Here is a 13,048-nt window from a genome sequence, read left to right as displayed (position 1 = left end):
ATATAATTTTCAAAACTGAGGTATGTTTTTCTTTAATATGCTTTTGATTCAAATGTTATTATTTGACTATAAATTTACAAAAATGTATATGAAATCTTATTTTTGATAATATATAAGTAATAAATTCATAGAATTGGAGTGATGAGATGCAGCCGTTAGAAAGAGAGATTCATTCTAATATGCTGAAAGTGTGGCGAATTCACGCTTTAATTGGGGCGGCAGTTATACTAACAGTCGTAATTGCGTATTTCTTTTTTATGATTAACTTTAACTGGTGGGGCTGGTTGTTTGGACTATTAGTAACAGGAGCTATTACATTTATTCCACTTGATTATTTTGTGTTTCCAAATTTACGTCAGCGCTATTATAGTTACAGATTAAATGAAGAAGAGATTGAGATTCAAAAGGGAATGTTCGTTGTAAAACGCGTACTTATTCCGATGATCCGTGTGCAGCACGTAACGATTGAGCAAGGGCCGATCATGAGAAAGTATAATTTAGCAGAATTACACATTTCAACAGCCGCAACTTCTCATAGTATTCCAGGTTTAACGAAAGAAGAAGCAGAACAGCTAAAAAGACAAATTGGAGAACTTGCGAAAGTGAGTGATAAGGATGTATAAGAGGCAACATCCCATTACGATATTGTTAGGTATTAGAGTTGCGAGTTTGTTGCCACTTATTATTCTTGTTTTATTTAAACCTGATGAACAAGTGGAACCTTGGTATTTATTTTATCTTTTCCTTCTGGTTGTTTTATTCATCATGGCTATTTTTTCAGCAATTAAATGGTATTTCAAAGTGTATTGGATTGAGAATAATATTTTACATATAAAGCACGGTGTTTTTGTAAAGAAGGAAAGTTATTTAAATAAAGAACGTGTGCAAAATGTTAGTACGTCTTCTAATGTCATTTATCAGATGCTTGGGCTTATGAAGTTAAATATAGAAGTAGCGGGTGGTGGTAGTGAACCAGAAGTGATGTTGGCTGGTATTAAAGAAGACGAGGCAAAACATTTAATCTCTTTATTACATAAGAAAGAAACTACTGTAAAAGAAGAAATAGAAGAGGAAGAAAGCAAGACGGTTTATCAGTTAACAGCGAAAGAGGTTTTAGCGGCAGCGATTACATCTGGTCGGTTCGGACTAGTGTTTTCTGGACTGGTACTTCTTTACACAAAGTTTGATTTTGTTCTTCCTGAAGGATTCACAAGTAAAGTAGAAGCGTATGTGATGGGAAACGGTGTTTATAAACTAATTGTAATAGCATTAATTTTAATGGCAATTTCATGGATTATTTCCACGGCTGGATATGTGTTGAAATATGCAAACTTTAAAATTGAGCGAAAAGGGGAAGAAGTTCGTATCGTTCAAGGGTTATTTGAAAAGAAAGAGTTTGTCTTAAAATTGCACCGAATTCAAGCGATTACTGTAAAAGAATGTATGCTTCGCCAGCCATTTGGTTATTGCGCTGTTGAAGTGGAAGCAATTCACAGTATTGGAGCAGCAAGTAATGAAGTGATGCTGCATCCTTTTATGAAGAAAAAAGATGTACAGCACCTGCTCACATATTTAGAGTTACCTTATGAAATTGAAGCGGAGATCGCTCACTTACCAAAAACAGCGTTGCGTCGTTATTTCATTATGGGCTGGTTAATAAGTATCATACTCACAGTTCTAATTGCTAGCGTAAGTATATATTTAAAACAATATATTGCGTTATTTTTTATTTTACCGTTATTTATCGTGTTTTCGTTACTTGCGTATGCTAGATATAAAAGTGGCGGTTATGAATTAAGAGAAAATCAACTAACGGTTGTATATCGTAATTTTTCGAAATATACAGGAATAATGCGAAGAAGACATGTTCAAGCAGTAGGTTATAATCAATCGTATTTTCAAAGAAAGGATGAATTATGTACAACTCTTGTAGCGGTAGCTGGGCGGGGTTATGAAGTAAAGCATATGAGAAAAAAAGATTCACTTCGTATATATAATTGGTACAAAGAAAAAGGAAACACCGGTGTGTAATGGTGTTTCCTTTTTGTGTCATGATTTGTCGATAAGTCGATATATTCGAAGAATCGCTGATATAATTCGAGTTGCGCCGATATATTCAGAAAAACGCTGATATAATTCGAGTTGCGTTGATATATTCGAAGAATCGCCGATATAATTTCACATACCGCGGTTTCCGAACTCCAAACTCAAAAAAATTAAACTAACACATCAAAAGTAGTCACAAAAGAAGGGCGAGAGAAAATACTCTTTTGCTGTTCCGCATGTGGATGCGCTTGAGCCTGAGGTTTTCCTTCTACTTGCGTGGGACGTTTTTTATGAGCGTTTTCGAATGAACGTGATTCTGTCCAGTCTTTAAAGTTTTGCTCTGTTTCCCACATCGTTAAGATGACATATGTATCGTTACTTAATGGGCGTAGAACGCGGATCGCTTGGAATCCTGGTTCGTTTTCGATAAGGCCTGCGCGGTTTTTAAAGCGGTTTTCAAATACAGGGCGACCTTCGTCTGTTACAGAAATGTTGTTACAAACGATATAGCCAGGTTGTCCTTTGAATTCACCGACAGCATCTAGTACGTCATACTGAAGTGAACCTTCTACTAATTCTTCTGTATTTTCTTTATAAAACATATCTTTTTCATTATTTTTTGCAGTGAAATGTGCTTGTTCTAGAGGTGTTTCGTATGAAATAATAGCCTTCATTTTAATGCCCCCTTACTAGTTTGTTTCTATTATATCAACTCTCTTAAAAAACTTCGAAGATTATATACATAAAGATACTTCTTTTTCAAATAATAAATGTACCATCATTTGGAAAGAAGGACGATGTATGAAGAAAGTAAAGTGGACTTTATTAGGCGGCGTCGCAACGTTCGTAGTAGCGATTGTACTCTATAAACTTATCGTGTTAGCTGGTGGCTATATGATGGATGAAAAGCAGCTCGTTTTCCACTCTTCATCACGTATCGTTGACCAGAAAGGGAAAGAAATTACGAAATTATATGTAGAAAATAGAGACCTCGTACCGATCGAGCAAATTCCGAAGTATGTGCAGCAGGCGTTTGTTGCGGTGGAAGATTCCCGTTTTTATGAGCATCAAGGAATTGATTATCCGTCTATATTCCGGGCTCTTTATAAAGATACGTTAGCTGGAGAAAAGGTAGAGGGCGGTAGTACCATTACGCAGCAACTCGCTAAAAATGTCTTTTTAACTCGTGAAAAAACATTTACGCGCAAATTGAAGGAAGTCGCAATTTCTCTTCAATTAGAGCAAAAATATACGAAGCAACAAATTCTTGAAATGTATATGAATCATATTTATTTTGGTCATGGGGCTTACGGTATTCAAGCAGCAGCAAAGTTGTATTTTAATAAAAATGTTGAGGATTTAACAGTAGAGGAAGGGGCAATGCTTGCAGGCCTTCCGAAGTCACCAAACGGATATTCACCGTACTATTCTGCAGAGAAGAGTAAGGAACGCCGCGATCTAGTATTGTCACTTATGCATAAACAAGGCTATTTGACTGCAGAAGAAAGCGTTCGTTATCAAGGGAAGACAATTGCTCTATATAAAAATTTAGATGAGAATGAGCTTGCATATATGCCGTATATTGATATGGTCATAGATGAAGCCGCTCGTTTATACGGGTTGTCTCATCAAGAAGTACTTCGCGGAGGATATACGTTTGTCGTACCTATGGATGAAAAGATTCAAAAGGTAGCATATAACCAGTTTCAAGATGCAAGGAATTTTCCTGGGAAAGAAGAAGGGGCGCAAGGTGCTTTCTTATTAATGGATAATCGTACGGGAGGGATTAAAGCGGCGATTGGGGGAAGAAAGTATGTCCCGAGAGGATTTAATCGTGTTTTTGCCAAAAGGCAGCCCGGATCTGTTTTAAAACCACTTATCGTTTATGCACCAGCACTAGAAACGAAAAAGTATAATCCGTATTCTTTATTAACGAATGAAAGAAATTCTTTTGAAGGGTATGAACCTCGAAATTATAATCATGAGTATTCAAAAGAAATGACGATGTATGATGCGATTTTAGAGTCGGCAAACGTACCGGCAGTTTCTTTATTAAATGAGTTAGGGGTAGAAGAAGGAAAGCAATATTTAGAAAAAGGAAATGTCCATATTGCAGATGCTGGTTTAAGTACAGCGCTTGGGGGACTAAAAAATGGCGTTTCAACATTTGATCTGGTAAAAATGTATCGTTCATTTTTAGCAAATGGAAATATTATTGAGCCGCACGTTATTGATAAAGTATTAAATAGACACGGTGCAGTCATTGGGGAATCTCCAAAAGTAGAGACGAAAATCTTCTCGAAGCAGACAGCATGGTATATGACGAAAATGTTAGAAGGAGTTGTGAAGGAAGGAACAGCGAGAGCTGGTGTATATAACGGTGCGTTAGCTGGAAAAACGGGTACAACTTCATTGCCAAATGACGATAAGGGAGCAAGAGATATGTGGTTCGTCGGCTATACACCTAACTTAGTAGGCGCTGTTTGGATTGGTTATGACCGTACGGATAAGGAGCATCAGTTGCAAGGAGAAAGTGCATCTGCGACAAAATTGTTTAAGAAAATTTTAACGAAGGCTAATGTAGAACATAAAGAGAAGTTTATGAAGCCTGAAGGTGTGGAAACAATCGGCGCTCCGATTCGACTGCGCAAAATTGAAGATGTAAAAATGAAACTATCATTTAGCCCTTTCGGTTTATTTAAAGCAAAATTAAGTTGGACGCCACTTCCAGATAACAGAATTATGTACCGAATCTATAGAGTGGAGAACGGAATTCATACACATGTTAGCACTGTAAATGGTGCTGGGGAATATGAGGAAAAGTTCGTTAACATATTTTCAAAACCGAGCTTTTACGTTGTACCATATAATACACAAACGAATCGTGAAGGAGAAAAGTCAAAAGTAGCTAAACCATAGTTTTTCTCTGTGTTATAATAAGAATGTTGTGAAAATAGTAAGCGTTTTTAAGAATGTTTGTGTCAATTTAATGAACAACGTACATAATATTATGCATTTTGTTTTTACAAGCTGTATAGTAAAAAAAGATAAATATCGAACGTATTCGAAGCATTGGTAAGGAAGGGAGCAAGGGTCTTGGTAAGAACTATAAATGAGACATTTTTAAAAGCATGTAGGGGGGAACGTACCGATTATGTACCAGCATGGTATATGCGTCAAGCAGGTCGTTCACAGCCGGAATATAGAAAGATTAAAGAAAAATATTCTTTATTTGAAATTACACATAATCCAGAGTTATGTGCTTACGTTACAAAATTGCCGGTTGATCAATATAACGTAGACGCAGCAATTCTTTATAAAGATATTATGTCACCACTACCTGCAATTGGTGTGGATGTAGAAATTAAATCAGGTATTGGCCCAGTTATTGATAATCCAATCCGTTCTTTACAAGACGTAGAAAAACTAGGGGAAATCAATCCAGAAGATGACGTACCGTACATACTAGATACAATTCGTTTATTAACGACAGAAATGTTAGACGTACCGTTAATCGGTTTTTCAGGAGCTCCATTTACATTAGCGAGCTATATGATTGAAGGCGGTCCATCTCGTAACTACCATAATACGAAAGCGTTCATGTATGCAGAGCCAAAAGCTTGGTTCGCTTTAATGGATAAACTAGCAGATATGGTTATTACATATTTAAAAGCGCAAATAAACGCAGGAGCAAAAGCAGTTCAAATTTTCGATTCTTGGGTTGGAACAGTAAATGTAGCAGATTATCGCGTATTTATTAAACCAGCAATGGAGCTTATTTTTGCAGAAGTTCGTAAGATGGGTGTACCGATGATTATGCACGGCGTAGGAGCTGCACACTTAGTGAATGAGTGGCACGACTTACCGCTTGATGTAGTCGGCTTAGACTGGCGCTTACCGATTGAAGAAGCACGTGCACGTGGCGTTCATAAGGCGGTACAAGGTAATATGGACCCTTCATTCTTACTTGCACCATGGTCTGTTATTGAAGAACATGTAAAAGGTATTTTAGATCAAGGGATGAAACAGCCGGGTTATATCTTTAACTTAGGTCACGGTGTATTCCCAGAAGTAAATCCGGATACATTAAAACGTTTAACTACATTTATTCATGAATACTCTAAAGGGCAGTTAGCGAAGTAAAGGAGAATTGCTGTATGAAAAAGAAAATTGGTTTGCTTGTAATGGCATACGGAACGCCATATAAAGAAGAAGATATTGAACGTTACTATACACATATTCGTAGAGGAAGAAAGCCAAGTCCTGAAATGCTGGAAGATTTAACAGAGCGTTACCGTGCAATTGGTGGTATTTCTCCTTTAGCTACTATTACATTAGAGCAAGCTAAGAAGTTAGAACAGCGTTTAAATGAAGTACAAGATGAAGTAGAGTACCATATGTATCTTGGTTTAAAACATATTGAACCGTTTATTGAAGATGCGGTGAAAGATATGCATAACGACGGAATACAAGATGCAATCGCACTTGTTCTTGCACCTCACTATTCTACGTTTAGCGTGAAATCATACGTTGGACGAGCACAAGAAGAAGCTGAGAAACTTGGAAACTTAACAATTCACGGCATTGATAGCTGGTATAAAGAGCCGAAATTCATCCAGTACTGGGTTGATGCAGTGAAAGGTATATATAACGGTATGTCAGATGCAGAGCGTGAAAAAGCAGTATTAATCGTATCTGCACATAGCTTACCAGAGAAAATTATTGCAATGGGCGATCCATATCCAGATCAATTAAATGAAACAGCGGATTATATCGCGCGCGGAGCTGAAGTAGCAAACTATGCAGTAGGCTGGCAAAGTGCAGGAAACACACCAGATCCTTGGATTGGTCCAGATGTACAAGATTTAACGAGAGAACTAAATGAAAAGCACGGTTATACTTCATTCGTATATGCACCAGTTGGATTTGTTGCGGAACATTTAGAAGTTTTATATGACAACGACTTTGAGTGTAAAGTTGTAACAGATGAAATTGGTGCGAAATATTATCGTCCAGAAATGCCAAATGCATCGGACGCATTTATTGATTGTTTAACAGATGTTGTATTAAAGAAAAAAGAATCTGTACTGTAAGAAGAAAGGGGGAGCCTGCTTGAGGAAAAAAGTTGTGATCGTCGGCGGAGGCATCACTGGATTAACAGCAATGTATAACTTACAAAAAAATATTCATGAAAAAAACTTGCCGATTGATACATTACTTATAGAAGCATCGGGTAAACTTGGCGGAAAAATTCAAACCGTTCGAAAAGATGGATTTACAATTGAGCGCGGACCGGATTCTTTCTTAGCACGAAAAGAAAGTGCAGCTAGATTAGTGAAAGAATTAGGTCTTGGCGATGAACTTGTAAATAATCAAGCCGGTCAATCATTTATCCTCGTAAACAATCGGTTACATAAAATGCCGAATGGATCAATGATGGGAATTCCAACGCAAATTACGCCGTTTCTATTTTCCGGGCTGTTCTCCCCAATTGGTAAACTAAGAGCTGGTTTTGATCTATTAATGCCGAGATCAAAGCCAGTATCTGACCAATCACTCGGACAATTTTTCAGACATCGTCTTGGAAACGAAGTGGTTGAAAACTTAATAGAACCGTTACTATCGGGTATTTATGCAGGGGATATTGATCAAATGAGCTTAATGTCAACATTCCCGCAAATGTATCAGATTGAGCAGAAACATCGCAGTATTTCACTCGGTATGCGTACGCTCGCTCCGAAAGAAGAGAAAGCTGAACCGAAAAAGGGAATGTTCCAAACAGTGAAAACAGGTTTAGAATCTATCGTAAAATCTCTCGAAGCAAAGATGCATGAAGGTACGATAATAAAGGGAACTCGCATTGAAAAAGTTGCAAAACAGGGTGATGGTTATACAATTACTCTTAGTAACGGAAAAGAAATAGAAGCGGACGCCATCGTAGTGGCAACTTCGCATAAAGTATTGCCGTCCATGTTTGCTCAGTACAAGCAGTTTCGTTTCTTCCGTAATATTCCATCCACATCCGTTGCGAATGTGGCACTTGCTTTCCAAAAGTCTGCAATCCAGCGCGATATTAATGGTACAGGATTTGTCGTATCACGAAATAGCGATTACACCATTACAGCATGTACGTGGACGCATAAAAAATGGCCGCATACAACGCCAGAAGGAAAAACACTCCTTCGTTGCTACGTCGGGCGTGCTGGTGATGAAGCGGTTGTAGAACAAACTGAAGAAGAACTCGTTCAGCTCGTACTAGAGGATTTAAAGAAGACGATGGATATTACAGAGGATCCAGAGTTTACAATCGTAAGTCGCTGGAAAGAAGCGATGCCTCAATATACAGTAGGCCATAACGAGCGAATGAAACAGCTCACAACATTTATGGAGAAAGAGTTGCCAGGTATATACTTGGCAGGTAGCTCCTATGCTGGCGCTGGACTTCCAGACTGTATTAATCAAGGTGAGGAAGCTGCAAAGCGTGTATTATCTCATTTGGAGAAAGTAATAGATGCTGAATTAATCGCACAATAAATTATAAGAAACGCCTTCAATCATATTGAAGGCGTTTCGTTTATTATATAAAATACTTATTCGCCAATAAACATATATAAGTTATTTGGCTTTATAACAGCATCTCCTGCATAAATAACCCACTCTGTTAAGTTATCAAAATCTAAATGATAACTATTTCCTTCACTCATATCTTCTATGAAATATGGTTCATTAATGAGTATTCCTTGAATGAAATCTTCCGTAATGTTTTGCATTTCAAACCACATATGTTCACTTTTTCCTTCTTCGTAGGAGACACCAAACTTAGCAAGGAAACGAAAATCTTCATTTGATTGTTCAATGTGAAAAATGTTGCTGAAATATCCAAAAGTATTTTTCGCATTGTAAGCCATACGATCGGTTTCACTATTTGTTTTATAGAACATGAGCCCTGTAGCTTCCTCGTGTTCTTTGAAAAAACTTTCAATATATTCTTCTGAAGTATTAAATTTGAATAAGAGAACAGATGGAGATTGATGGTATTCATCTCGGGCATCCATTCCGCCTAAGAATGTATTTTGTGCATCTATTGGTTGTAGTTTCACTTCCTCATCTTCGATTGAAGATAATTGGTCCATACTCGTTTTATGCCCTATATAAGATAATCCTTTTTCCCACGGAACAGCGACTGTATGTATAGAACCTTGCTGACTATGCGCGATAACGATAGGCTCATTCATAGGGACTTGTCCATTCTCAACGGCATTATTAGCAAATGTTTGAAAGAGATCGCTAATGCCGTAGTAGGAAGAAATGCGATTTGGAATAATTAACTCTATTTCAGTTACGCCTGCTCTTAAAAGACCATGTGTATGAAACCAATATTGCGTAGGCTCACCGTCTTTATCGTCTTCATAAACGGAATGAATAACGTATAAGTCAGGAATGTCAGGTAATAATTCATTTTCAACGTGATATTCAATATAGCTTCTAGATATCACTTTCATTGCTGCACTTGAATCGATTACAAATAACAAATCTGGGGCGAGATTCCATAAGAACTGTAACTGCTGGAAAAAGCAGTCCAGTACATCGCCTACAAATAGCGTACGAGTGAAAATTTCAGTGCCGAAAGCTGCATCTTCAAAATTACGATCTACGATTGTAGCATCTTGTCTATTGTACATTTTATATCCTTCTGGATCGTTCGGTTCATCAATATGCAGTTCATACGGTATGACTGTTTCACCCATATGTAATTCAACAATAAGGCTTGTCTCATCACTATAAACAATTTTTAAATCATCAACTTTAGTAGCGATCGTTTCTAGTCGCTGTTTTAACTGCTCAATTGTAATTCTAGTTGGTATAACGGCAATCATATCTGAAAAATGACGTTCTAATGTTCCATTCATAGCTGCGCGGTATGTTTCTGTTTGCACTTCCATCCAATCACTCCTATTCAAATGAATCCATTTTACATGCCAATTAAATGTCGATATTTTCTGTTTTCTCTCTCTAACATTATAGAGTGTATTTGTAGAAGGTGTAAAATTATTATTTTGTATTATAGTTTGAAAGCTTGTAAATTAAATAAATCTTTTGTAAAATTTGTCGAAATATAGTTCTATATAACGAATCATTTGTTATGATAGAAATGCTGAGAAAATATGAAATAGAGAGAGGAAAATGGCTGTGAAGAAATTGTTAAGTGTCTTTTTATCATTCTTGCTATTGCTTTCATTTACTGGAACTTTAGCGCAAGCAGAAGAAACTGCTTCTATGTCAGTAGAAAAAGCAATTCAAGTATTTAAGCAGCAAGGGAAAACGAAGGGGATAGTAGAAGGATATATTGTTGGATATACGCAAAGTTCTTCTAAATATACGAAGGATCCAGCTAAGTTTGATGATACAAACGTAGCAATTGCAGATTCGCCAAACGAAACGAATCCAGACAAAATCATGCCCGTTCAGTTACCGAAAGGTGATGTGAGAACGGCAGTGAATGTAAAAGATCACCCTGAAAATATCGGGAAGAAAGTTAGTTTGACTGGGACCCTTGAATTATATTTTAGTAACCCAGGTCTAAAATCAGTAACAGCTTATAAGTTTCAAGGTGAAGGACAAAACCGTGTTAGCGATGTAGTAGCTTCACCGAACGGTGGAGAAGTTGCTAAAGGAACAGCGGTAACATTAACGACGAATACAGAAGGCGCAACAATCTACTATACGTTAGATGGCTCTAATCCTACTAATAAAAGTGTTCGTTATAATGGACAAATTATAGTGAATGAAAATAGTGTAGTGAAAGCAATCGCAGAAAAAGAAGGACTTACTCCTTCAGCAATTTCGACATTTTCATTTATTATCGTAAATAATGAACAGGTTCGTATTCATGACATTCAAGGGAAATCACATATGTCTCCTTACAACGGGAAGAAAGTAAACAATGTGGAAGGCGTTGTCACAGCGCTTGATAAAAACGGCTTTTATATAGAAGATAATCAGCCAGATAATGATCCAGCTACTTCAGAAGGTATGTACGTATATAAAAAAGATGCGAATATAGCAGTAGGAGATCTTATTCAAGTTGATGGAGTAGTAGAAGAATATGTTGGACCAGGATATGCAGAACGATTTGAAACAGACTTAACGACGACTGAAATTAAAGCGAGCCGCGTTGCTGTAATCGCAAAAGATCAATCTTTGCCAGCACCGATTGTACTTGGGGAAAACGGTGTGAAAATCCCGGACCAGATTATTGATAATGATGCATTTGGTTTATTTGATCCAAATGAAGATGCAATCGACTTCTATGAAAGTATAGAAGGTATGCGTGTTACGATGCCAACACCAAAAATTATTACACCTCAGAAAAACGGAAATTTATATGTAACAGTAAAAAATAGTGGAGATAAAATAGTAACACAATATGGCACACCTCTATTAGATGAAAATCAATTAAACCCAGAGCGCCTTTCTGTAAAAGTACCTCGCAATTATGTAGCAAAAGTAGGAGATACTTTTACTGGAGATATAACAGGGGTAGTAGGATATGATTACGGTTCTTTCCGTATTTCGCCAATAACAGAACTGCCAGCTGTAGTGGATGGTGGATTTAAGCAAGTAGGGGCAAATATTCAGCCACGTCTTGATAAGTTAACGGTTGCTACATATAACATTGAAAACTTCTCAGCGAATAAAAAAGAAACAACAGATGAAAAAGTAAAAGCGTTAGCGTATTCTATTAAATACAACTTAAAAATGCCAGATATTATCGGTGTAGAGGAAATGCAAGATAATAACGGATCAATTAATGACGGTACAACAGATGCGTCATTAAGCGCAAAACGTATCATTGATGCAGTTCTAGAAATTCGTGGACCGAAGTATGAGTATGTAGAAATCGCTCCAAACAATAATCAAGATGGAGGAGCACCAGGAGCGAATATTCGCGTCGGCTTCTTCTATAATCCATCACGCGTGAAATTAGCGACGGTACCGAAGTTACTTGATAAGAATGTTGTTCGTATTGGAGACGAAAATCCATTGTTTGAAAGTACACGTAAACCGTTAGCGGCAGAATTTACGTTCCAAGGACAAAATATTGTTGTCGTTGCAAATCACTTAAACTCAAAACTAGGAGATGCAACGCCATTTGGAAAAGTGCAGCCGCTCGTATTAAAGAGTGAAGACAAACGAATTCAGTTAGCACAAGAAGTAAATTATTTCGTGCAAGGAATTCAGAAAAAGAATACAAATGCACCAGTTGTTGTGTTAGGTGATATGAACGATTTCGAATTCTCTAAACCACTAAAAACACTAGAGGGAACAATCTTAAAAGATATGTTAAACACAGTGCCGAAAGAGAATCGTTACACGTACATTCACGAAGGAAATGCACAAGTGTTAGATCATATTTTAGTAACAAACAATATCGCACCACACACAATTGTAGACCCAGTACACTTAAACTCAAACATTATGAAAGAACACGGACGTGTGAGTGACCACGACCCAGTACTTGCTCAAATTGATTTGAAGAAGGCTTCTTAAAGTGGGGAACGCTTAGGTGACTAAGCGTTCTTTTTTTGCATCGTTATAGAATAGTATAAAGAGATGATTCCTTTTTTTGTAATCTAATGATAAAATTGATTGAATATTTAGTTTTTAATAAGGGGGACAACAATGCAGTTACAAATAAATGGAAAGGTAATGAATCAGTTTGCAATTTTTTTTAGTACGATCATCATGCTTCAGTTTGTAGCTGATATAACAGGACTTACAAGCAATCTAGATATTACGTATAACTTAATACATACAGCAGCTTCTTATATAACATTTAGTTTGGCGGTTATTTTCACTTTAATAGGTGCAAGAAGAGAATTAAGTAAATATGCAATTGTTTCATTATGTTTAGTTGTAGGTATTAAAGCGATTTATTTTGTAGCGGTTGTTATTTTATGGGGAGTGGCAGGTACGCCATAAGTGAATAGTAAATAAACCC

Annotated in this window: 10 protein-coding genes; 8 read left to right on the top strand and 2 right to left on the bottom strand. The window is 36.9% G+C overall.

The window, feature by feature from the left end; all coding sequences use genetic code 11:
• The first annotated feature begins 146 nt into the window (after positions 1 to 146).
• Both GBN78_RS04430 and GBN78_RS04425 read left to right on the top strand, forming a co-directional pair.
• Positions 147 to 623: a PH domain-containing protein gene (locus tag GBN78_RS04430; RefSeq protein WP_001182722.1), complete on the top strand. Its 477-nt coding sequence runs from the start codon at positions 147 to 149 to the stop codon at positions 621 to 623.
• Positions 616 to 2,031 (top strand): PH domain-containing protein, encoded by a 1,416-nt coding sequence (locus GBN78_RS04425; protein ID WP_000278152.1) that lies wholly within the window; start codon positions 616 to 618, stop codon positions 2,029 to 2,031. Before GBN78_RS04430 ends, GBN78_RS04425 begins: the two co-directional genes overlap by 8 nt.
• A gap of 185 nt (positions 2,032 to 2,216) precedes the next feature.
• Here GBN78_RS04425 and hmoB read toward each other — a convergent pair whose 3' ends face one another.
• Positions 2,217 to 2,720, bottom strand: coding sequence for a heme-degrading monooxygenase HmoB (gene hmoB, locus GBN78_RS04420; RefSeq protein ID WP_044584212.1), 504 nt, complete (start codon positions 2,718 to 2,720; stop codon positions 2,217 to 2,219).
• 127 nt (positions 2,721 to 2,847) lie between these two features.
• Here hmoB and GBN78_RS04415 point away from each other — a divergent pair, with 127 nt between their 5' ends.
• From GBN78_RS04415 to hemY, 4 genes are all read left to right on the top strand, one after another.
• On the top strand, positions 2,848 to 4,965 hold the full coding sequence (locus GBN78_RS04415) for a transglycosylase domain-containing protein (RefSeq protein WP_030023766.1): 2,118 nt from the start codon (positions 2,848 to 2,850) through the stop codon (positions 4,963 to 4,965).
• Between the two features lie 177 nt (positions 4,966 to 5,142).
• Positions 5,143 to 6,189, top strand: coding sequence for a uroporphyrinogen decarboxylase (gene hemE, locus GBN78_RS04410; protein ID WP_000252603.1), 1,047 nt, complete (start codon positions 5,143 to 5,145; stop codon positions 6,187 to 6,189).
• Between the two features lie 14 nt (positions 6,190 to 6,203).
• Positions 6,204 to 7,139 (top strand): ferrochelatase, encoded by a 936-nt coding sequence (hemH, locus tag GBN78_RS04405; protein ID WP_000726800.1) that lies wholly within the window; start codon positions 6,204 to 6,206, stop codon positions 7,137 to 7,139.
• A 19-nt stretch (positions 7,140 to 7,158) separates the two neighbouring features.
• Positions 7,159 to 8,580 carry a protoporphyrinogen oxidase gene (gene hemY, locus GBN78_RS04400; protein WP_001228107.1) on the top strand — a complete coding sequence of 474 codons (1,422 nt, stop codon included), beginning with the start codon at positions 7,159 to 7,161 and terminating at the stop codon, positions 8,578 to 8,580.
• Between the two features lie 56 nt (positions 8,581 to 8,636).
• Here the strand turns inward: hemY and GBN78_RS04395 are convergent, their stop codons facing one another.
• Positions 8,637 to 9,989 (bottom strand): DUF4026 domain-containing protein, encoded by a 1,353-nt coding sequence (locus GBN78_RS04395; RefSeq protein ID WP_000453718.1) that lies wholly within the window; start codon positions 9,987 to 9,989, stop codon positions 8,637 to 8,639.
• A 241-nt stretch (positions 9,990 to 10,230) separates the two neighbouring features.
• Between GBN78_RS04395 and GBN78_RS04390 the strand changes: the two genes are divergently transcribed.
• Positions 10,231 to 12,597 (top strand): DUF6359 domain-containing protein, encoded by a 2,367-nt coding sequence (locus GBN78_RS04390; protein ID WP_070183667.1) that lies wholly within the window; start codon positions 10,231 to 10,233, stop codon positions 12,595 to 12,597.
• A gap of 132 nt (positions 12,598 to 12,729) precedes the next feature.
• A complete protein-coding gene (locus GBN78_RS04385; RefSeq protein WP_001176845.1) occupies positions 12,730 to 13,029 on the top strand; it encodes a hypothetical protein in 300 nt (99 codons plus the stop codon).
• The last annotated feature ends 19 nt before the right edge of the window (positions 13,030 to 13,048 follow it).

Origin of the sequence: Bacillus sp. B2-WWTP-C-10-Post-4 (assembly GCF_009183805.1) — a bacterium.
Lineage (GTDB): Bacteria > Bacillota > Bacilli > Bacillales > Bacillaceae_G > Bacillus_A > Bacillus_A cereus.
This window is presented reverse-complemented; position numbering and strand designations above follow the sequence as displayed.